General features: G+C 70.3%; 19 protein-coding genes. 7 read left to right on the forward strand and 12 right to left on the reverse strand.

Features of this window, described 5'->3' with window-relative positions; all coding sequences use genetic code 11:
- Position 1 precedes the first annotated feature (1 nt).
- Positions 2–1,198 (forward strand): CaiB/BaiF CoA transferase family protein, encoded by a 1,197-nt coding sequence (locus ACIA03_RS05355; protein ID WP_396980014.1) that lies wholly within the window; start codon positions 2–4, stop codon positions 1,196–1,198.
- Positions 1,199–1,202: 4 nt separating this feature from the next.
- On the opposite strand, the gene ACIA03_RS05360 is transcribed toward ACIA03_RS05355, so the two are convergent.
- From ACIA03_RS05360 to ACIA03_RS05400, 9 genes are all read right to left on the reverse strand, one after another.
- Positions 1,203–1,859, reverse strand: a complete 657-nt coding sequence (locus ACIA03_RS05360) for a response regulator (RefSeq protein ID WP_396980016.1) — start codon at positions 1,857–1,859, stop codon at positions 1,203–1,205.
- A gap of 134 nt (positions 1,860–1,993) precedes the next feature.
- Complete coding sequence (locus ACIA03_RS05365) at positions 1,994–2,905, reverse strand: type II secretion system F family protein (RefSeq protein WP_396980018.1); 912 nt, start codon at positions 2,903–2,905, stop codon at positions 1,994–1,996.
- The gene (locus ACIA03_RS05370; RefSeq protein ID WP_396980020.1) at positions 2,902–4,539 is read right to left on the reverse strand and encodes a type II secretion system F family protein; all 1,638 of its coding nucleotides are present in this window, start codon (positions 4,537–4,539) and stop codon (positions 2,902–2,904) included. Before ACIA03_RS05370 ends, ACIA03_RS05365 begins: the two co-directional genes overlap by 4 nt.
- A complete protein-coding gene (locus ACIA03_RS05375) occupies positions 4,536–5,951 on the reverse strand; it encodes a CpaF family protein (RefSeq protein ID WP_396980022.1) in 1,416 nt (471 codons plus the stop codon). The genes ACIA03_RS05370 and ACIA03_RS05375 overlap by 4 nt, the downstream gene beginning before the upstream one ends.
- On the reverse strand, positions 5,948–7,150 hold the full coding sequence (locus tag ACIA03_RS05380) for a CpaE family protein (RefSeq protein ID WP_396980024.1): 1,203 nt from the start codon (positions 7,148–7,150) through the stop codon (positions 5,948–5,950). The genes ACIA03_RS05375 and ACIA03_RS05380 overlap by 4 nt, the downstream gene beginning before the upstream one ends.
- Positions 7,151–7,163: 13 nt before the next feature.
- A complete protein-coding gene (gene cpaB / locus ACIA03_RS05385; RefSeq protein WP_396980026.1) occupies positions 7,164–7,931 on the reverse strand; it encodes a Flp pilus assembly protein CpaB in 768 nt (255 codons plus the stop codon).
- Between the two features lie 24 nt (positions 7,932–7,955).
- Entirely contained in the window at positions 7,956–9,092 is a 1,137-nt protein-coding gene (locus ACIA03_RS05390; protein ID WP_396980028.1) for a pilus assembly protein TadG-related protein, read from the reverse strand.
- Complete coding sequence (locus ACIA03_RS05395; RefSeq protein WP_396980030.1) at positions 9,080–9,493, reverse strand: TadE/TadG family type IV pilus assembly protein; 414 nt, start codon at positions 9,491–9,493, stop codon at positions 9,080–9,082. The genes ACIA03_RS05390 and ACIA03_RS05395 overlap by 13 nt, the downstream gene beginning before the upstream one ends.
- 76 nt (positions 9,494–9,569) lie before the next feature.
- Positions 9,570–9,773 (reverse strand): Flp family type IVb pilin, encoded by a 204-nt coding sequence (locus ACIA03_RS05400; RefSeq protein WP_396980032.1) that lies wholly within the window; start codon positions 9,771–9,773, stop codon positions 9,570–9,572.
- A gap of 285 nt (positions 9,774–10,058) precedes the next feature.
- Here ACIA03_RS05400 and ACIA03_RS05405 point away from each other — a divergent pair, with 285 nt between their 5' ends.
- Entirely contained in the window at positions 10,059–10,796 is a 738-nt protein-coding gene (locus ACIA03_RS05405) for a prepilin peptidase (RefSeq protein ID WP_396980034.1), read from the forward strand.
- Between the two features lie 86 nt (positions 10,797–10,882).
- Here the strand turns inward: ACIA03_RS05405 and ACIA03_RS05410 are convergent, their stop codons facing one another.
- Positions 10,883–11,077: a hypothetical protein gene (locus ACIA03_RS05410; RefSeq protein WP_396980036.1), complete on the reverse strand. Its 195-nt coding sequence runs from the start codon at positions 11,075–11,077 to the stop codon at positions 10,883–10,885.
- On the opposite strand from ACIA03_RS05410, the gene ACIA03_RS05415 reads away from it, so the two are divergent.
- From ACIA03_RS05415 to ACIA03_RS05425, 3 genes are read left to right on the forward strand one after another with little or no spacing between them, the layout of a single operon-like run.
- The gene (locus ACIA03_RS05415) at positions 11,069–12,526 is read left to right on the forward strand and encodes an ATP-binding protein (protein WP_396980038.1); all 1,458 of its coding nucleotides are present in this window, start codon (positions 11,069–11,071) and stop codon (positions 12,524–12,526) included. The two genes, ACIA03_RS05410 and ACIA03_RS05415, sit on opposite strands and share 9 nt — an antisense overlap.
- Positions 12,523–13,215, forward strand: coding sequence for a response regulator transcription factor (locus ACIA03_RS05420; protein ID WP_396980040.1), 693 nt, complete (start codon positions 12,523–12,525; stop codon positions 13,213–13,215). The genes ACIA03_RS05415 and ACIA03_RS05420 overlap by 4 nt, the downstream gene beginning before the upstream one ends.
- Before the next feature lie 51 nt (positions 13,216–13,266).
- Complete coding sequence (locus ACIA03_RS05425; RefSeq protein WP_396980042.1) at positions 13,267–14,763, forward strand: MFS transporter; 1,497 nt, start codon at positions 13,267–13,269, stop codon at positions 14,761–14,763.
- 95 nt (positions 14,764–14,858) lie between these two features.
- On the opposite strand, the gene ACIA03_RS05430 is transcribed toward ACIA03_RS05425, so the two are convergent.
- On the reverse strand, positions 14,859–15,281 hold the full coding sequence (locus tag ACIA03_RS05430) for a hypothetical protein (protein ID WP_396980044.1): 423 nt from the start codon (positions 15,279–15,281) through the stop codon (positions 14,859–14,861).
- Between the two features lie 172 nt (positions 15,282–15,453).
- Here ACIA03_RS05430 and ACIA03_RS05435 point away from each other — a divergent pair, with 172 nt between their 5' ends.
- A complete protein-coding gene (locus ACIA03_RS05435) occupies positions 15,454–17,052 on the forward strand; it encodes a glycoside hydrolase family 13 protein (protein ID WP_396980046.1) in 1,599 nt (532 codons plus the stop codon).
- 10 nt (positions 17,053–17,062) lie between these two features.
- Here the strand turns inward: ACIA03_RS05435 and ACIA03_RS05440 are convergent, their stop codons facing one another.
- Positions 17,063–18,730 carry an alpha-glucosidase gene (locus ACIA03_RS05440; RefSeq protein WP_396980048.1) on the reverse strand — a complete coding sequence of 556 codons (1,668 nt, stop codon included), beginning with the start codon at positions 18,728–18,730 and terminating at the stop codon, positions 17,063–17,065.
- Positions 18,731–18,844: 114 nt separating this feature from the next.
- Between ACIA03_RS05440 and ACIA03_RS05445 the strand changes: the two genes are divergently transcribed.
- Positions 18,845–19,324, forward strand: coding sequence for an OsmC family protein (locus ACIA03_RS05445; protein WP_396980050.1), 480 nt, complete (start codon positions 18,845–18,847; stop codon positions 19,322–19,324).
- Positions 19,325–19,367 lie beyond the last annotated feature (43 nt).

Below are 19,367 nucleotides of genomic sequence, written 5' to 3' on the forward strand. Positions count from 1 at the left end.
CATGCGTGGACCGCTCGACGACGTCGTCGTGCTCGACCTCTCCCGCGCCCTGGCCGGGCCCCACGCCGCGATGATGATGGGCGACCTCGGCGCCCGGGTCATCAAGGTGGAGGCGCCCGGGCACGGCGACGACACCCGGGGCTGGGGCCCGCCGTTCGTGGGGGAGGAGGGACAGCGGGAGGCGACGTACTTCCTCTCCGCCAACCGCAACAAGGAGTCGATCACGCTCGATCTCAAGGACCCCGACGACAAGGACGTGCTCCTGCGGCTGGTCGACCGGGCCGACGTGCTCGTCGAGAACTTCCGCACCGGCGTCCTGGACCGGCTCGGGCTCGGCATCGACGAGCTCCAGGCCCGCAACCCGCGCCTCGTGGTGCTCTCGATCACCGGGTTCGGCCACGACGGACCCGAGGGCGGGCGTTCCGGCTACGACCAGATCGCGCAGGGCGAGGCGGGCCTGATGTCGATCACCGGCTCGGGTCCCGATGACCCGCAGCGGGTGGGCACGCCCATCGCCGACCTGCTGGCCGGGATGTATGGCGCCTACGGCGTGCTCGCCGCTCTCCACGAGCGGGATCGCACCGGCCGCGGCACCGTCGTACGCACCTCGCTGCTCTCCGCCGTCGTCGGCGTCCACGGTTTCCAGGGCACCCGCTGGACCGTGGCGGGCGAGGTCGGCCGCGCCCAGGGCAACCATCACCCGAGCATCTCGCCGTACGGCCTGTTCCGCTGCGCCGACGGGACCGTGCAGATCGCGGTGGGGAGCGAGGGGCTGTGGCGGCGGTTCTGCACCGCCTTCGACATCTCGCCGGACCTGGAGGGGATGGCTACCAACCCCGAGCGCGCCGCCAATCGCGAGAAGGTCGTCGAGCTGGTCGAGGGGCTGTTCGCGCCCTGGCCGGCCGAGGAGCTGCTCGCCAAGCTCGCCGAGGCCGGTGTCCCGGCGGGCAAGGTGCGCGCTCTCGACGAGGTCTACGCCTGGGAGCAGACCGCCAGCCAGGGTCTGCTGATCGACGTCGACCACTCCACCCTCGGCCACCTCACCCTGCCCGGACCGCCGCTGCGGTTCTTCGCCGAGGGCGCCGAGGTGACGCCGTCCGACCACGCCGCGCCGCCCACCCTCGACCAGCACGGCTCGCGGCTGCGTACGTGGGTGGCGAGGCCGGCAGCGTCCCCTTCCACAGGATCGCCGAGCTGAGCGCTCACCAGCCGCCCGTCCCGGTAGGGGCGGGCGGCCGGAGCAGACCCCGTTCCATGGCCACCATCAGCGCCTGGGAGCGGCTGTTGACGCCGAGCTTGTCGTAGAGCCGGGCGACGTAGGTCTTCGCGGTCGAGTTGCTCACGTGCAGGGTGCGGGCCAGCAGCGGGATGGTCAGTCCACGGTGCAGCAGTCGCAGGACTTCTGCCTCGCGGGCGCTCAGCGGTGATGAGTCCCGGGCGTCGCGGAGCCGGACGAGCGCGTCAGCGAGCCCGGTCGCCGTGAACGACCGTGCCGCGACCCCGGCGTGCCGGATGGCGCAGACGATCTCCGCTGCCGACGCGGTCTTGGGCACGAACGCGGACACACCCGTCTCCATGGCCCGGAACAGGACGTCGTCCTCGCCGAAGGAGGTCAGCACCACGATCCCCAGCTCCGGAAAGCGGTCCCGGAGCTCGCGTGCGAGCGCGAGCCCGTTGCGGTCGGGCAGGCTGACGTCCACGGTGACGACGTCGGGCATCAGCTCCCCGATCAGCGCGACCGCCGCGGCCGCGCTGCTCGCCTCGCCGATGATCTCGATCTCCTGTTGTTGGTCCATCAGCTGTGACAGCCCGAAGCGGTGCAGCGTGTGCCCGTCGACTGTCACGAGTCGAATCGTCATGAGGCCCTCCCCGTCCTACGTGATTGCGACAGAACAAGGAAGCCACGCCAAAGGTGCGAATCCGAGTGCAAACCGGTTGCAGGACGGTTGCAGAGCCCGGCAGCTCGTCGTCCGGCGAACGCACCGGCACCGGCCTACCCGCCGAACATCGCCAGCAGGGACAGGACCGTGGGGCCGAGAACGACGATGAACAACACCGGGAAGATGCAGAACATCATCGGGAAGAGGATCTTGACGGGGAGCTTCTGCGCCTTTTCTTCAGCGAGCTGACGGTGCTTGGCCCGCATCTCCTTCGCCTGCTCGTGCAGAACCTGTGCGGTCGGGACGCCGAGCTCGGACGCCTGGACCATCGCGGAAACGAACGCCCGCAGCTCGACCACGGTCGTCCGGTCCGCGAGCGCCCGGAGGGCCTCGACCCGCGACTTGCCGAGCTGCATCTCCTGCAGCATCCGCACACACTCCGCGGCCATCGGGCCCTGGGTGTTCCGCCCGATCTGAGAGAGGGCGGCGTCGAACCCGAGCCCTGCCTCGACGCACACGGTCAGCATGTCCAGCGTGTTCGGCAGCTGCTTGCGCATCACGGCCTGGCGCTTGCTGCCGGCGTTGTAGAGGAGGACGTCGGGGAGGAAGAACCCGACCGCCGCGCCGAGCCCACCGAAGACGAAGACGGCGACCCCCGACCGCGACCCGAGCAGCGCCCCGAGCGCTGCCCCCGCGAAGAGCCCCAGGCCCTTGTAGGCGAGCACCTTCTCCACCGTCCAGCTCCCCGGGTTGCCCGCGAGGTTCAGCCGGCGACCGATCGACGCCGGCACTCCGGCCGGCGACAGCTTGGCGGCCAGCTGGCCCAGCCGGATGAGCAGGTACGGCAACCCGACCTGGCCGGCACCGGCCACGCTCCCCGGCTGCCCGCTGCCGTAGTAGAGCTCGATCGACTCGAGCCCCTTGGCCACCCGCCGGTTCGCGGGCCCCCAGACCATCGACAGGCCGATGACCCCGAATGCGATCGCGACCGCCAAGGTCGCTACTCCAAGTGTCAGCACGCTCATTCCTCCACCTTGATCAGCTTGTTCATCCAGAACCAGCCCACGGACATGAAGCCCACACCGACGATCATCAGCACCCAGCCGAGCGGCGTGGTGTAGAGCAGCGCGATGTACTCGCGGCTGATGAACAGCATCAAGCCGGCGAGCACGATGGGGAGCCCGATCAGGACGTACGCCGACATCCGGCCCTCGGCCGAGAGCGCCTTGACGTGCCGGCGCAGTTGGACCCGCTCCCGCATGGTCCTCGCGGTCGTCTCGAGTATCCCGGTCAGGTTTCCGCCGACCTGCCGCTGGATCCGGATCGCCATCACGACCCAGGCGAAGTCGGCGGACTTCATCCGCTCGGCCGCCTTGTCCAGCGCGTCCTCCACCGATACGCCCAGCCGGGTCCTGGCGAGCGCGCGAGCGAGCTCACCGGCGATCGGCTCGGTGCCGTTGCGCACCACCCCGTCGAGCGCCTGCGGCAGCGAGAAGCCGGTGCGGAGAGCGGCGACCAGGAGGTTCAGCGTGTCTGGGAGCTGCTCACCGAACGCTGTCCGCCGCCGTGAGATTCGAATCTTCAGGTAGGCCCGGGTGGCGAACCAGGCGAGCAGGGCCACGATCACGCCCACGAACCAGGGCGCCCCGACGACCATGGTCAACACACCCAGGCCAATGCTCGTGCAGGTGCGGACCAACAGCCACTCCGCGGGCTTCAACGACATGCCCGCGAGGCCGAGGTCGGTGGCGAGCTGCTCGCGCCGGCCCCGCCAATCGAGGAAGTGCTCGCTGAAGGTGAGCGCGTGCCGCAGCGGCGACGACCAGCCAACCTCGTCCTGGGGCGCCGCTCCGGTCCCTGTCACGCGGTACCGTGCCAGGACGGCGAGGGCCCGCTCGCGCCGACGGTCCCGGCTCAGCGGGCCGAGCACCGCGACTGCAACTCCGGCGAACCCCGCGAAGAGCGCAGCGACGCCCGCCGTCAGCAGCCATCCGGGCGGCGCCGCGGCCGGAGCTGCCGCCCGCGGCGCGGGCACCAGCTCCGTCGCCCGGTCCTTCGCTTCCTCTGCGGTCAGCATCCGCCCATCTGTGTCCTCGACCAGCCTAGAGCGCGCGCCGGACGCAGGAACCGCGTCCAGCACCCCCATGTCGGTGGTGATCCCGTACTTCCGCAGGATGCCCAGGGCCTCCTCGAGCGTCCGCTTGCTGCTGGTGTCCTCGCCGTCGGACAGCACCAGCATCTTGCGGGTGCCGGGCGACTTGGCGAGCGTCTGGGCGCCCAGGACGACGGCGTCGTAGAGGTAGGTGCTGTCATGAGCCTGCGCGGCACGCACCGCGGCGCCGACGCGCTCCCGGTCGGTGGTGAGCGGCACCGTCAACTGAGGCGGGCCCGAGAAGGTCACCAGCCCCGCCGGGATGTCGTCGGGCAGCGCGTCGAGGTAGCTCTCGGCCGCCTTTCGTGCCGAGGCCAACCGCTCGCCTTGCATGGACCCGCTCGCGTCGAGCACGATGACGACCGCGGCTCCGCCCGGCTGCGCGTCGGCCGCGACCGCGGCTGCGGGGGTGAGCGCCCAGAGGGATACCAGGAGTGCGAGCGTACCGCCGAGCACCGCCCGCAGGCTGTGCCGTACCCCGGACCCGGCGGCCACGTCCCGGCTCATCTCTGTGCTCCCGGATCGCCGAGCCGTGCGCCGAGCATCTCGGGCATCACGATGCCGTGCTGCTCCAGCCGGTCGGAGAAGCTCGGGCGCAGTCCGGTCGAGCGCAGCGTCCCGAGGAACCGGCCATGCTCGTCGACCCCGGCACCGAAGTCGAACGTGAACAGGTCCTGCAGGGTGAGCACGTCACCCTCCATCCCGGTCACCTCGGTGATGTGGGTGATCCGCCGGGTGCCGTCCTTGAGCCGAGCCTGCTGGATGATCAGGTCGATGCCGGAGGCGATCTGCTCCCGGATCGCCCGGCTCGGCAGGTCGATACCCGCCATCAGGACCATCGTCTCCAGACGTGAGGCCGAGTCGCGCGGTGAGTTGGCGTGCACGGTCGTCAGCGACCCGTCGTGGCCGGTGTTCATCGCCTGCAGCATGTCGAGGGCAGCGCCGTCGCGGACCTCACCGACGACGATCCGCTCGGGCCGCATCCGCAGCGCGTTGCGGACCAGGCTGCGGATCGTGATCTCGCCGCGGCCCTCGGTGTTGGACGGCCGCGACTCCAGCCGCACGACGTGGTCCTGGCGCAGCTGCAGCTCTGCGGCGTCCTCGATGGTCACGATGCGCTCGTCGTGCGGAAGGAACGACGACAGTACGTTGAGGGTAGTCGTCTTTCCCGAGCCGGTGCCGCCGCTGACGATGATGTTCAGCCGCCCCCGGACGCAGGCCGAGAGCAGGTCGGCGACCGGCCTGGTCATGGTGCCGAACCTGATCAGGTCCGCCACCTGGAACGGATCGGCGGAGAACTTCCGGATGGTCAGGCTCGAGCCGTCCAGCGCGATGGGGGAGACGACGGCGTTGACCCGGCTGCCGTCGGCCAGCCGGGCATCGACCATAGGGCTGGCCTCGTCCACGCGCCGGCCGACCCGCGCGACGATCTTGTCGATGACGCGACGCAGGTGGTTCTCGTCGGCGAACGTCGCAGGCACCGGGGACAGGCGACCCGCGCGCTCCACGTAGATGCTGTCCGGACCGTTGACCATGATCTCGGTGATCCCGGGGTCTCGCAGCAGCGGCTCGAGCGGGCCGTGGCCGAGGATCTCGTTCCCGACCTCCTCCGCGAGACGGATGCGGTCGGCGGCGGTCAGCGGGGTGTCCTCCCGCTCCAGCACGCTCTTGACCGTCAACCGCACCCGCTGCGCCAAGTCGTCCTCGGCGAGCTGGTCGGTATACAGGCTCGGACCGAGCTCCTCGAGCAGGTTGTCGTGCACGCTCCGCTTGAGCTCGGCGAACGGGTCGGTGTGGCGGGCGGCACGCCCGGACGGCTCGCCGGTCTCGGGTGCGGCCTCCGTCGGCGCCGCCTGGGGGGCGGTCGGCTCTCGGCCCGGTCGCTGCCCGGCCAGTCGGTCACTCAGTCGCATGCTCATGCGTTCCTCACTCCCCGCGCACCGACGCCGAGCCACCGGCCCCGCGGCTTCTTGGGCGCTTGTGCCTTGGCCGCCCGCGTCCTGGCGGCCAACGAACCGTCGAGGCACTGGGCGCTGAACTTCCGGATCGCCTCGCTGACGCGGTGCGACGGCTTCTCGGCCGCGATCGGCACGCCGCGGTTGAAGGCCGCGACGACCTCGAGGTTGTTGGGGATCCTGGCGGCGATCTGGCTGCGCAGTGCTTGCTCGACATCCCCGGCGGTGATCCCGACGCGGTCGTCCTCCCGGTTGAGGATGATGCTGCGGGTCGCCCGCGGATACGAGAGCAGGTCGAGCATGTCCAGGGTCAGCCGGAGGTTCTTCACCGCCGCCATGTCCGGGTTCGTCAGCAGCACATGGTGGTCGCTGCCGTCGAGCGCGCGGAGCACGTGCTCGTTGAACTGCGGCGGCGTGTCCACCACCACGTAGTCGAACATCCCGCGCAGCACCGCGAGCAGGTCGTCGATCACGGCCGCCGGGACCTTCTCGGCGTCGCCGGGCTCCACCGGGGCGAGCAAGCACTCCAGCCCGGGCCGGAAGGTGGTGAGCAGGCCGGCCACACCGGTCGCGTCCATGTTCTCGCCCATCGCGACGGCATCCACCAGGGTGCGCCGGGGCTCGAGCTGCAGCGAGATCGCGACGTCACCGAAGGCGAGGTCGAGGTCGACCAGGCACACTCGACGCGCGCCCTTGTCGTGCAGCGTGGCCGCCAGGTTCGTGGCCAGCGTGGTCTTGCCGCAACCGCCCTTGGAACTGAAGATCGTGATCACCTTCCCCTCGCTGCCCGCTGCCGCCTCGACGGGCAGCAGGATCGACTCCGAGAGCCGCTGGGAGCGCTGGCAGGCCTCGACGAGCCCCGGCAGGTCGGCCACAGCGACCAGCTCGCGGATACCGGCCTGCATCGCGTATGCGTAGGCCTCGACGTCGAGCTCGGGCCGGATCGCCACGACGCCGACGAGCGGCCGCGTCAGACGCAGGTCGATCGCAAAGCCGGCGGCCTCGTCGAGGCCGACTTCCGGCCCGACGACGACCAGGCGCTCGGTAGGGAGCTGCTCGAGCAGCTCCCGGACCCGGGACAGGGTTGGCGCGGGCAGGACGCCGGCGCCTAGGGCGGCGATCAGCTCGTCGCTTGGCTGGGACGGGGAACAGAGGATGGTCATGTCGCTGCCTCACTCAACTTTCGGTGCGGTTCATGGATCGGGTGCTGGCGCCGGGGCCGGGCTCGACCTTGGACGTGTCGGACAGCAGTGCGAGATGGAGCGAACCGGTCTCGGAACGGAGGATCAGGCGCTCCGCGTTCCGCTGGTCGACGGCCACGGTGACCAGGACGCCGGCCTGCTGGCCCCCAGCGGCATCGCTCTTCTTGGCCGGGGCCCCCCCGACGGCGAGCACCTCGACCTTGGGCAGGAGTACCCGGGTGGCCTGGAAGTCCCCGCGCTTCTTCGGGAGGCCGTCACCGGTGGTCCGGCCCTGCCCGTCGCGCTCGGTGTAGGTGTCGAACACCGCCACCTCGGAGCCTGCCTTCACGTAGCCCGCGACCTCTTGGTGAACGCCGAGCGTGACGGTGACGGCGACCTTGCCCTCCGGGATGGTCAGGCCCGACGGGTTGGGCCGCTTCTTGTCGAACATCGAGCGCAGTACCAGCTGACCCGGGGCGATGTCCGCGACGGCGACCAGATGCGTGAGGTCCGAGGGGATCTCGCTCAGCACGCCCGCCGGAACGGTATCGGCGGGCATCTGCTCGGTCCTCAGCAGGCCGGTGTCGACGGCCTTGCCGGCCTCGGTGCCGGCCGGCACCGACTGGTCGGCGATCAGCACGGTCACGACCTGCTGTCCGGCCATCGCCCGGGCATCTGCGCCTCGGACGTACCAGAAGACCGCCGTGGCGCCCATCACCGAGAGCAGCAGTGCGAGGCCTAGGACAAGAACGGAACGTTTCATGGTGTCTCTCTTCTCTCTCGTTGCTCAGCCGATGATCTGGACGGTCGTGGCGCCCATGTCCGGCCCGCCGAGCACGGTGTCTGCGGTTGTGACGAGGTCTTTGGTGAAGTAGCCGAAGATGCACTTGGCCGAGCTGGGGCCGGAGTCGGAGCACTTCTTCCGTCCGGTCAGCGTCGAAGTCGCCTTGAAGCCCGGCAGGTCGTAGCCCGTGACCACGAAGGCCGCGAACCCGTGCATCTGGTACGTGCCGTTGCTCCCGGTTCCCTCGGCGACGTCGAAGATCGGGATCAGCAGGGGTTCCCCGGAGGTACGAGCCGTCGACAACATTGCGTCGCAGGTCGACCCGGACACGCCGGGGTCTGCCGAGAACGTCCCGTCGACGTCGACCTCGACGTTGCAGTCACTGTCGTCCAGCCAGCCGAAGCCGCCGGGCAGATCTCCGCCCGAGGGGCTGCCGGGGCAGGGGACCGGATCGCTGCCGTCCGCCTTGAGGGACAGGACGCGCTCATAGCTCCCGGCCGGAACGGCCGGCGGTGCCGGAGCGAAGTCGACGCCGTCTCCGGTGGCGTACTGCCACTCGCAGAACGAGATCGTCAGCGGGAGGGTGGCGGCTGCCTTCGGGCCGCCCCAGGCGGCACGTGCGCAGGCGAGGACGCCGCGGCCGTCGTAGTCGTTTCCGAGCAGGATCCGGCCGAACACCGGGGGCAGCACGGTCGAGTCGTCGTCCTGCCGGGTGGTGGTACGGACCTCGACGAAGTTGCCGGGGGCCGGCGGCCGGTCACCGAGGCACGCATCGGACGCCGCGTCTTCGGCCGGGCACAGTGCCAGGAACCCGGCGACGGTGTATCCGCACACTAGGCTCGCATCGGCCCTGTCATCGCTCGCGTCGTTGTCCCCGGCCAGCGCCTCGGCCTGCTGCTGGGCGTCGGCGGGGCAGCCGTCGGCGTCCGCGCAGTCCTGGGCTACCGCGAGGGCCCCCGCGTCGGCGCCGTTCTGGAGCTCGGCCCGCTCGACGAAGAGTTGGCCGGTGTCGATGACCAGGGCACCGATGCCGAGCAGCAGTCCGGCGCCGAGGACGATCGCGACCAGGGTCGAGACCGCTCCTCGGTCGTCGCCTTGCCGGTGGGTGCGGTCGATGATGTGGTTGATCAGCCGAGGCATCGCATGACTCCTTTGCCGGTGAGCTGGAACGAGGAACCGAGGCCGCCGCCGAACAGGTCGGCGATGCTGTCGATCGGGGTGATGAAGGTGAAGTCCTGCTGCGCGAGGACGACCGCGTCGTCGGTCGGCGCCGGATTCGCCGGGCACGCCGTGACCGAGACGGTCACGCCGGTCATCGGCTCGGCGGCGGCACGCGTCCTGTCTTCGACGCCCGGCTGTTGGAGGGCGGCGAGGCGGACGCCTTCGCGAGCCGACTGGGTGAGCGTGATCTGCGCGTTGAGCGCCCGGCCGAAGTCGATGAGCCCGAAGAGCATGAGCAGCAGCAGCGGCAGCACGAGCGCGAACTCGACCGCGGCGGCCCCGCGGTCTGCCCGGTCGGGGCGGCTGAAGAGGCGTGACATTCAGGTCTCCTTCTGAAGTGACGGGTGGACAGGACGAGGGGGCCGGCCGCCGGCCGGCCCCCTTTGCCCAGGCGACTTACGGCACCTGCTGGAGGGCGGCGAGGACCTCCCCGAAGATCCGGGTCAGCTCGGGGCCGAGGAGGAGAAGCGTGGCGACGATCATGACTGCGATCAGGCCGACCAGGAGGCCGTACTCGACAGCGGTGGCACCGCGCTCGCGGTCGCGGTCCGCCGTACGGGTGTAGAACCAGGCTGAGAGCTGAGTGAGAATGGAAAGCATGTGAGACTCCTTGTGAACTGACGGTGATGTGGGTGTGTCCGAGATTCGGGATCCGGGTGACCCGCTTTCCCCGATGCCTCTACGATCCGGGTTCTCGAGCGGCCGCTGTAGCGGGCGAACGGCCATGGTTGGCCGGGGGCCGGACGACCGGTGTCGTCCCGTGTCGGGCGTTCGGAGGACATCTGTCGGGCGCCGACGGACGGTCGGCCATTTCTGCTTCCGGCCTCTGGGCCCAGCCGGTTGGCTGCCTTACCTTCGATGCATGCACCTGGTGATGACGCCGTGATGGCATCGGTCATGGTGATGGCCGGCTCCGCGGCCGGGGCGCTGCTCGCGCCCTGGCTGCGGGCGCTGGCGTTTCGTCTGTCGGTCCCGTCGGGAGAACCCGACCGGATCCGGTGCCCCAGTTGCACCCGTGAGCTGGTGTCCGACCGGCTGTGGCGCTCGCTCCTCCCGCCGACCGGCCGCTGCCGCGGCTGCCGGCGTCGGATCGGCCCGCCGGCCGGCGTGGTAGAGGGAGTCGCGGCCGCGCTCCTCGGTGCCGTCGCGGGCGCGATCGGCCCCCGTCCCGAGCTGCTCGCGTTCACGTTCCTGGCGCTGGTGGCCGTCCCGCTCGTGTTCATCGACATCGCGGTGCATCGGTTGCCCGACCGGCTGACGCTGCCGGCGTACCCGATCCTCGCCGGTCTGCTCATCGTCGCGGCTCTTGCCGGCGGCGAGCCGCACCGGATCGTCGGCGTCCTCACCGGCGGGCTGGTGGCAGGCGTCGGCTACCTGGTCCTGGTGCTGATCCGCCCCGACCAGCTCGGCCTCGGTGACGCGAAGCTGGCCGGCCTGCTCGGTCTCGCCCTCGGGTGGTGGGGGCTGTCCGCGGTCGTGCTGGCGTGCGCGCTGCCGTTCGTGCTCTCCGGGATCCTCGGGTTGGCGCTGCTCGTGACCAGGCGGGCCAGCCTCGACTCCGCCCTGCCGCTGGGGCCGTTCCTGGTGCTCGGCGCGTTCGCGGTGCTGCTCGGCACAGCCTGATTCCGCCTTGTTCCTGCGCTTTCCCGTTGTTTGTGGCACCTTAGTTGTGGGGAGGAGCAGGCGAAGGGGGTCCCACGACGGAACCATCAGCTGAGCACGCGGACACCAGCGCGAACGCGGATGCCCTTTCCGACCTCATCGATCGCGCCACGGCCCTGCTCCACGATGCTGCGGCGGACTCGGACGACGTTGCGGAGTTCGTCGAGGATGTCGCGCGTCTCGACCCGGATGCCGTACGCCGGGAACCCGGTCTGGAGGCGTACTCGTCCCTGGTGAAGCACTCGCGGTCGATCGTGGTGCGGATCGGTCTCGACGGGACCTGGTCGGTGCTCTCCGACGCGATCGTCGAGGCGCTCGGCTATCCGCCCGACATGGAGCTGCCCTCCGGTCTGCGGGACGCGGTCCATCCTGACGACATCGACACCGCCGCCGCCGCACTGCGGGCGGTGCGCGCCGGCGAGCTGCCGGCGGCCCGGACCGACATCCGGGTGCTCGCCGCCGACGGCCGCTGGCGGGAGATGGACACCGTCTTCTACGACATGACCGACGTCTCAGGAGTGCGCGCCGTGATCGCGTACGCGCTCGACGTGACCGATCAACGGGCCGCCGAGCGCCGGTCCAGGACCGAAGGGAAGCGGCTTCGGGCACTCGTGCGGCAGCTCGATGCCGCCGTACTGGTGGAGGACGAGGGCGGCCGGACGGTGCTGGCCAACGACACCTTCGCGCGTGTCTTCGGGCGTGCGAGCGCCGAGGCGTGGGGAGACGTCGAGCGCTCGGAGGTCCTCGGTGCCGTGGCCCGGCGCTGCCGCGAGCGGGCCACCGTGCGTGCCCAGCTCGATGACATCGCGACCCTCCGCAAGATGTGCCTGGGCTATGGCCTCGAGCTCGTGAACGGCCGCAGCCTCAGCCTGGACTTCGTGCCGATCCGTGACGGCGAGACCGATCTGGGCGCGCTGTGGTACTTCCGGGACGTCACCGAGATCGCCACGACCCAGCACGAGCTCCGGGAGCGCAACCGGGTGCTGACCGAGGCGGCGGAGCTGAGGAACCACTTCGTGGCCGCCGTCTCCCACGAGCTCCGTACGCCGCTGACCGCGGTGGCCAGCTTCACCGAGATGCTGGGTGACCCGGCCTCGGGTTCACTCACCGACCGACAACGGACGGCCGTCGACGCGGTCGCACGCAACGCGGAGCGGCTGACGAGGCTCGTCGACGACCTGCAGCTCATCACCCAGCTCGAGCGACACACCCTCCCGATCCACGAGTCAGCCGTCGACATGTCGGAGCTCGTGCACCTCGCGGTCGCCGACCACCGGCCCGCCGCAGACAGCAGGCAGCTGACACTGACCGCCGACATCGCCGACGGACCGCCGCTCGTCGGCGACCCGACCCGCCTGCGCCAGGTGCTCGACAACCTGTTGAGCAACGCCGTGAAGTTCACGATGCCCCAGGGCTCGGTGGCGGTCCGGGCCGAATGTGCCGGGTCTCGGTGGCTGATCGAGGTGGCCGACACCGGCATCGGCATCCCTCACAACGAGCTGCCAGCCGTCACCGACACCTTCATCCGCGGCTCGAACGCCGTCCGGAGGCGGTTGTCGGGCAGCGGGCTCGGCCTGGCGATCTGCAAGACGATCGTCGAGCTGCACCACGGCTCGATCGTGGTCGAGAGCACCGAGGACCGCGGCACGACGGTGCGAGTCGCGGTGCCGCTGGATAGGGAGACGCGATGACCAGGATCCTAGCCATCGAGGACGAGCCGGACGTCGCGCTCGTCCTGCGGGTGCTGTTCGAGCGCAGTGGCTACGGCTTCGACCTGGCGACCAACGGCCGCGTCGGGCTCCGCAAGGTGCACGACGTGCGACCGGATCTGGTGGTCCTGGACGTGGGCCTGCCCGAGATGGACGGCTGGACCGTGCTCGAGCGGGTGCGCGACTTCGCCGACGTACCCATCCTGATGCTGAGCGCCCACAGCGAGGAGTCGGAGAAGGTACGCGGCCTCCGCGGCGGCGCCGACGACTACCTCGCCAAGCCGTTCAACAACAACGAGCTGCTGGCGCGGGTCGAAGCGCTGCTGCGTCGCGTGCGGTCGACCGAGCGAGCGGACCGGACCGAGGCCGGGGTGTATGACGACGGTGTCGTCCGCGTCGACCTCCGGCAGCGGCAGGTCGAGGTCGACGGACGACCGGTCGACCTCACCCGCACCGAGTTCCGACTGCTCAGCGTGCTGGTCCAGCACGCCGGCGCCGTACTCTCACCGAACCAGCTGCTGGACCAGGTGTGGAACGACCCCACCGGGATCGCCCCCGAGCGGGTGAAGTTCGTGGTCCTCCGGCTGCGTCGCAAGCTCGGCTGGTCCGGCGACGCCTCGCCGATAGCGGCTGTGCGTGGTGTCGGCTACCGCTACCGACCTCAGGGCTGACCTGCGGGCACGGCAACCGGTCGGAGATCGGAGCGTCACTAGACTGAGCGGGTGACAGAGACCGACAGCGCCGCCCTCCGATTGGGCTCCGCCCGCGGCCGCTGGGTGCTGCTGACCACGGTGCTGGGTTCGGGCCTGGCGCTGCTCGACTCCACCGTCGTCAACGTCGCCCTCGGCCGGATCGGGGAGGATCTCGACGCCGGCTTCTCCGGCCTGCAGTGGACGGTGAACGCCTACACGCTGAGCCTCGCGGCGCTGATCCTCCTCGGCGGTTCCCTCGGCGACCGCTTCGGGCGGCGCCGGGTGTTCCTGGTCGGCGTGGTGTGGTTCGCCGTCGCGTCGCTGCTGTGCGGGCTGGCACCCGACATCCATCTGCTGATCGCGGCGCGGGGGCTGCAGGGGGTCGGCGGCGCCCTGCTGACACCGGGCAGCCTGGCGATCATCGCCGCGTCGTTCCATGCCGAGGACCGGTCCGCGGCCGTGGGCGCCTGGTCGGGTCTCGGCGGCATCGCAGCCGCGATCGGACCGCTCGTCGGCGGCTGGCTGGTCGAGATCGACTGGCGGCTGGTCTTCCTCATCAACGTCCCCGTCGCGGTGCTCATCGTCATCGTCGCCACGCGCCACGTCCCGGAGAGCCGAGACCCGGACGCCAGCGGCCGGCTCGACCTGACCGGCACGGTCCTGGCTGCGGCCGGGCTGGGCGCGCTCACCTTCGGACTGACCCGGGCGGGCGATGCGGGCTTCGCCGGTTCCGTGGCGGCGACCGCCGCGGCCGGAGTCGCCTGTCTGGTCGCCTTCGTGGTCGTCGAGGCCCGCTCGACCCACCCGCTGGTGCCGCTCGAGCTCTTCCGCAACCCGCAGTTCAGCGCGGCCAACGCCGTCACCCTGCTCGTGTACGCGGCGCTCGGCGTGATCTTCGTGCTGCTCGTCCTGCAGCTCCAGGTCGTCAGCGGCTGGTCGCCCCTCGCCGCGGGATCGGGCCTGCTCCCGGTGACCGTGGTGATGCTGCTCTTCTCGTCCCGTGCGGGCGCGCTCGCGCAGCGCATCGGTCCGCGTCTTCCGATGACCCTCGGGCCTCTGCTCGCGGCCGCCGGCGTCCTCTGGATGGGGCGGATCGGGCCCCAGGCGTCGTACGTCCTCGACGTGCTCGCGCCCGTCCTGCTCTTCGCCGCCGGGCTCACCTTGCTGGTCGCGCCGCTGACCGCCACCGTGCTCGACGCCGCTGACGACCGGCATGCCGGCATCGCCTCGGGCGTCAACAACGCCGTGGCCCGGACCGCCGGGCTGCTGGCGGTGGCCGTCGTGCCGGCGGCTGTCGGGATCGCCGGCGACGACTACACCGACCCGCAGGCCTTCGACGCCGGTTTCGGCATGGCCATGGTCCTCAACGCCGGCCTGCTGGTCCTCGGCGCGGTGATCGCGGTCGGGTTCGTACGCCGCCCGCTGGCGGTCGAGGCCCAGCCCGACGAGTACCGCGTGCACATCGAGACCTGTGCGCACTGCGGTGTGACCGGGACGCAGCTGCACCCTGCTGACCACGACCACTGAGCCGAGCACGCGCTCCTGGACGCAGAGGGGCAGACCGCCGAAGACGGCGCGTGGCTGAGGGTCCAGCCGAGCGCCGTCACGTGGGTTGCGGGGGATCAGAACGGGCCGGGGTAGAACTGCGAGATGCCCTGGTCCAGGACGGAGATGGAAACGTCACTCCACCGGATAGTCATCGGTGGGGTGCAGTTCGGCGAGATGGTCGTCGCGACGAGCGTCAACGAGTAGTTGGCCTTGCCGTTCTGTACCGGGAAGTCGCCCTCTGCCGAGACCGACTCCTTGTTGGCAGCCTTGGGATGGTTGCTGCCGGGGTTGATGCACTGGGCCACGGCCGTGACGGTGACGTGGATCTGCGCCTCGTTGCCGAGGCCGGCCACCTTTCCGGAGACCTGGAGCGTGTCTCCGACCCGGGTGATGGTGGCGTCGCCGACGAAGTGCGCGCTGCCGGCCATCGCTGGTGCCCCGATCGTCGCGAAGGTCACGACGACGAGTGCTGCGAGTACGCGGAATAGGATCCGCATGGTTCCCTCCATGGTTGGTGAGGTGCGTCCGCATGTCGTGCAGCGTGCGGCCCCGAGTCCGCTGCCGCACGGCAGGGACCTGGTCACCTCCAACACAACGCCTCGCCCCGGGTGAGCGCCATGCCTGATGTTGGGTAAGTCCTCGCCGACCCGAACCGGCGGCCGCCATTGCATGATCTCGAGGGCATCCGGTTACCGGGCTCGCGTGGATTCTCCGTGGTGGCGTGAGGCCGTGACGTACCAGATCTACCCGCGTTCGTTCGCCGATGCGGACGGGGACGGCACCGGGGATCTCGCAGGTATCACCGCGCGGCTGGACCATCTGGCCGACCTCGGTGTGGATGCGATCTGGCTCTCGCCGTTCTATCCCTCGCCGCAGAGCGACTATGGCTACGACGTCGTCGACGCCCGCGGCGTGGACCCGCTCTTCGGCACGCTCGCCGACGCCGAGGACCTGCTCACCAAGGCGCACGAGGTGGGCCTGAAAGTGATCATCGACCTGATCCCCAACCACACCTCCTCGGACCACCCGTGGTTCGGCGAGGCGCTCGCGGCCGGACCCGGCTCGGCGGAGCGGGATCGTTACATCTTCCGCGACGGCCGAGGTCCGGACGGCGACGAGCCGCCGACCAACTGGCGCTCCGTCTTCGGCAGCGTGGCCTGGACGCGGGTCGAGGACGGACAGTGGTATCTCCACATGTTCGACGAGGAGGAACCCGACCTCAACTGGCGCAATCCCGAGGTGGCCGAGGAGTTCCGTTCCGTCCTCAGGTTCTGGCTGGACCGGGGCGTCGACGGGTTCCGCGTCGACGTCGCCCACGGCCTGATGAAGGACCTGCGCGACCAGAAGGTCCCGGAGGGATGCTCACCGAACTCCGACCCCGCGGTGATGTACGACGCCGGTGTCGAGGACGACCCGATGTGGGACCGCCCCGAGGTGCACGACGTCTACCGCGACTGGCACAAGATCGTCGCCTCCTACCCCGGTGAGCGGATGCTGCTCGCCGAGGCGTGGACCCACTGGCCGGCCGATCTGCGCGACTACCTGCGTACGGACGAGTTCGACCAGGCGTTCAACTTCCTGTGGCTGCAGTCGAGGTGGTCGGCGGTGCAGTTCACCGAGGCGATCATGTCCACTCTGCAGGCGCTGGAGCCCTCCAGCGCTTGGCCCACATGGGTGCTCTCCAACCATGATGCGGTCCGTCATCGGACCCGTTACGGCGACGGCGAGCAGGCGCTCGCCCGCGCTCGCGCGGCGACGCTGACGATGCTGGCACTACCCGGGTCGGCGTACCTCTACCAGGGCGAGGAGCTCGGGCTACCGCACGTGGAGCTGCCCCCGGAGCATCAGCAGGACCCGTGGGCGCAGGGCGGCAACGGCCGGGACGGCTGCCGGGTGCCGTTTCCCTGGAGCGGTGACGCCCCGCCCTTCGGCTTCAGCCCCGGCGACGGGCAGCCGTGGCTGCCGCAGCCGGTCCAGTGGGCTGACTTGACCGTGGCCGCGCAGAGCGGTCGGCCGGGCTCGACCCTGGAGTTCTACCGGGCGGCCCTGGCCGCGCGCCGCCGCTACGCCCGTGGCGTCGGCGAGAAAGTGAAGTTCCTCGACGCGCCGGACGGCGTCATCGCCTTCCGCCGCGGCCGGCTGAGCGTCTTCCTCAACTGCGGCACGGTGCCCACGCCGCTGCCGGATGGCGACGTCGTGATCTGCAGCGGCGACCAGCCGGTCTCCGACCTTCCGCCGGACGACGCGGTCTGGATGCTCACCGACTGACGCAGAGACCTCAGCGGCGGTAGACCCGCGACTCCCACGGTGCCATCACCGGACCGCGGCCGGACCCGATCACGAGCTCGCCCCGGCACTCCTCGACGAGGTCGCTGAGGTCGGCCTCGGTGCCGCTGAAGTTCGCGAGCACGGTCAGCTGTCCGCTCTCGTGGCGTCGGCGGAAGGCGAAGAGCTGCGGGTGGCTCTCGGCGAGCAGGCTGAAGTCGCCGTCGACCACCGCAGGGTCCTCATGGCGCAGCCGGATCAGCCGACGATAGTGCGAGAGCACGGAGTCCGGGTCGTCGAGCTGTGCGGCGACGTTGATCTCCGTGTGGTTCGGGTTCACGGCGAGCCAGGGCTTCCCGTTGGTGAACCCGGCACCGGGGGAGGCGTCCCACTGCATCGGCGTACGCCCGTTGTCGCGGCACATCGCCCGCAGTGAGCGCAGCACGTCCTCGGGCTCCAGGCCCGCGGCGACCGCTTCGTGGTAGTAGTTCACCGCCTCCACGTCGTCGACCTCGTCGATGGACGCGAACGGGAAGTTCGTCATCCCGATCTCGTCACCCTGGTAGACGAACGGGGTGCCCCGCTGCAGATGCAGGACAGTCGCGAGCAGCTTGGCCGACTCGGCCCGCCAACGGCCGTCGTCGCCGTAGCGCGACACGATCCTCGGCTGGTCGTGGTTGTCCCAGTAGAGGCTGTTCCAGCCGACGTCGGCCAGACCTGTCTGCCAGGCCGCGAGCCGGTCGCGCAGCCGACCCAGGTCGAAGGGGCGTACGTCCCACTTGAAGGTGTCGTGGTCGATCTCGACGTGCTCGTAGTGCAGGACCATGTCGAGCTCGCGGCGGGCCGGATCGGTGTACTTCCGGCCTTCCTCGACCGTCGTCTCGCCGGTCTCCCCGACGAGCAGCAGGTCGCGGTCGTAGCGGTCGAAGACCTCCCGGTGCATCTCGGCGAGATACTCGTGCACGCGCGGCCCGTCGATCACCGACCGGCGCATGTTGCCGTAGCGCTGTCCGGGCAGGACCGGTGCCTCCGGCAGCTCCGGGTCCTTGGAGATCAGGTTCACCACGTCCATGCGGAAGCCGTCGACGCCACGGTCCAGCCACCAGCGCATCACTTCGTACACCGCCTGCCTCACCTCGGGGTTCTCCCAGTTGAGGTCCGGCTGCTTCTTGGTGAACAGGTGCAGGTAGTAGGCGGCCCTGCCCTCGCTGTAGGTCCAGGCCGGTCCGGAGAAGAACGAGCCCCAGTTGTTGGGCTCGTCGCGCCACCAGTACCAGTCGCGCTTGGGGCTCTCGGGGCTCGAGCTCGACTCCACGAACCAGGGATGCTCGTCCGAGGTGTGGTTGGCGACGAGATCCATCACCAGCTTCATCCCCCGCTGGTGGAGCTCGTCGATCAGCGCGTCGAGCTCTGCGAGCGTGCCGTACGTCGGGTCGACGTCGTGATAGTCGCTGACGTCGTAACCGTTGTCGGCCATCGGCGAGGGGTAGACGGGGGAGATCCACAGGACGTCGACCCCGAGCCATTCGAGGTGGTCGAGGCGCTCCCTGATCCCGCGCAGGTCGCCGACACCGTCACCGTTCCCGTCGGCGAAGCTGCGCGGGTAGACCTGGTAGACGACGGCGGAACGCCACCATCCCGGCCCGATGCGGCCAGCGGGTTCGGTGAGGTTCGAAGGCATCCTGGTTTCCTCCTGCTGAGCGGACGGCGGTCCCCGCGAGCGGTAACCGCGTCGGGCGCCGGGCATACGCGCCGCACATACCCGCCGCGCTCAGGCGGCCGCTAGCGTGTGGACATGGCACTGACCCACGACTACACGGTCTCGGTGGAGTGGACGGGCAACCGTGGCACCGGGACCAGCGGCTACCGCGACTACTCCCGAGACCACGTCGTACGCATCGAGGGGCTGCCCGACATCCTCGGCTCGGCCGACCCGACCTTCCGTGGCGACGCGAGCCGGCACAACCCCGAGCAGCTCCTGCTGATCTCGCTGGCGCAGTGCCACATGCTCTCCTACCTGCACCAGGCGGTGAAGGTGGGTGTGGTCGTCCTCGACTACCACGACGCCGCGACCGCGACCATGGAGACGCAGGGGACCGGTGGCCGGTTCACCCGGGCGGTGCTGCACCCGGTCGTCACCGTCGCCGAAGCGTCCATGATCGAGGCCGCGACCACCGCCCACCATCAGGCCCACCTGGACTGCTTCATCGCGAGCAGCGTGAACTTCCCGGTCGACGTCGAGCCGACCGTGATCGTCGGTGGGCTGGCGCGTTAGCCCCTCTTCCGGGGGTATGGCGGGGGTCGGCGTCGCGACGATG

This window comes from Nocardioides sp. NPDC051685, assembly GCF_044453405.1.
GTDB lineage: Bacteria > Actinomycetota > Actinomycetes > Propionibacteriales > Nocardioidaceae > Nocardioides.

Bases quoted from the DNA above. Each gene is read 5' to 3' on its own strand.
- ACIA03_RS05355 (WP_396980014.1), top strand. From the start codon at position 2: ATGCGTGGACCGCTCGACGACGTCGTCGTGCTCGACCTCTCCCGCGCC.
- ACIA03_RS05360 (WP_396980016.1), bottom strand. From the start codon at position 1,859: ATGACGATTCGACTCGTGACAGTCGACGGGCACACGCTGCACCGCTTC.
- ACIA03_RS05365 (WP_396980018.1), bottom strand. From the start codon at position 2,905: ATGAGCGTGCTGACACTTGGAGTAGCGACCTTGGCGGTCGCGATCGCA.
- ACIA03_RS05370 (WP_396980020.1), bottom strand. From the start codon at position 4,539: ATGAGCCGGGACGTGGCCGCCGGGTCCGGGGTACGGCACAGCCTGCGG.
- ACIA03_RS05375 (WP_396980022.1), bottom strand. From the start codon at position 5,951: ATGAGCATGCGACTGAGTGACCGACTGGCCGGGCAGCGACCGGGCCGA.
- ACIA03_RS05380 (WP_396980024.1), bottom strand. From the start codon at position 7,150: ATGACCATCCTCTGTTCCCCGTCCCAGCCAAGCGACGAGCTGATCGCC.
- cpaB (WP_396980026.1), bottom strand. From the start codon at position 7,931: ATGAAACGTTCCGTTCTTGTCCTAGGCCTCGCACTGCTGCTCTCGGTG.
- ACIA03_RS05390 (WP_396980028.1), bottom strand. From the start codon at position 9,092: ATGCCTCGGCTGATCAACCACATCATCGACCGCACCCACCGGCAAGGC.
- ACIA03_RS05395 (WP_396980030.1), bottom strand. From the start codon at position 9,493: ATGTCACGCCTCTTCAGCCGCCCCGACCGGGCAGACCGCGGGGCCGCC.
- ACIA03_RS05400 (WP_396980032.1), bottom strand. From the start codon at position 9,773: ATGCTTTCCATTCTCACTCAGCTCTCAGCCTGGTTCTACACCCGTACG.
- ACIA03_RS05405 (WP_396980034.1), top strand. From the start codon at position 10,059: ATGGCATCGGTCATGGTGATGGCCGGCTCCGCGGCCGGGGCGCTGCTC.
- ACIA03_RS05420 (WP_396980040.1), top strand. From the start codon at position 12,523: ATGACCAGGATCCTAGCCATCGAGGACGAGCCGGACGTCGCGCTCGTC.
- ACIA03_RS05430 (WP_396980044.1), bottom strand. From the start codon at position 15,281: ATGCGGATCCTATTCCGCGTACTCGCAGCACTCGTCGTCGTGACCTTC.
- ACIA03_RS05435 (WP_396980046.1), top strand. From the start codon at position 15,454: ATGATCTCGAGGGCATCCGGTTACCGGGCTCGCGTGGATTCTCCGTGG.
- ACIA03_RS05440 (WP_396980048.1), bottom strand. From the start codon at position 18,730: ATGCCTTCGAACCTCACCGAACCCGCTGGCCGCATCGGGCCGGGATGG.
- ACIA03_RS05445 (WP_396980050.1), top strand. From the start codon at position 18,845: ATGGCACTGACCCACGACTACACGGTCTCGGTGGAGTGGACGGGCAAC.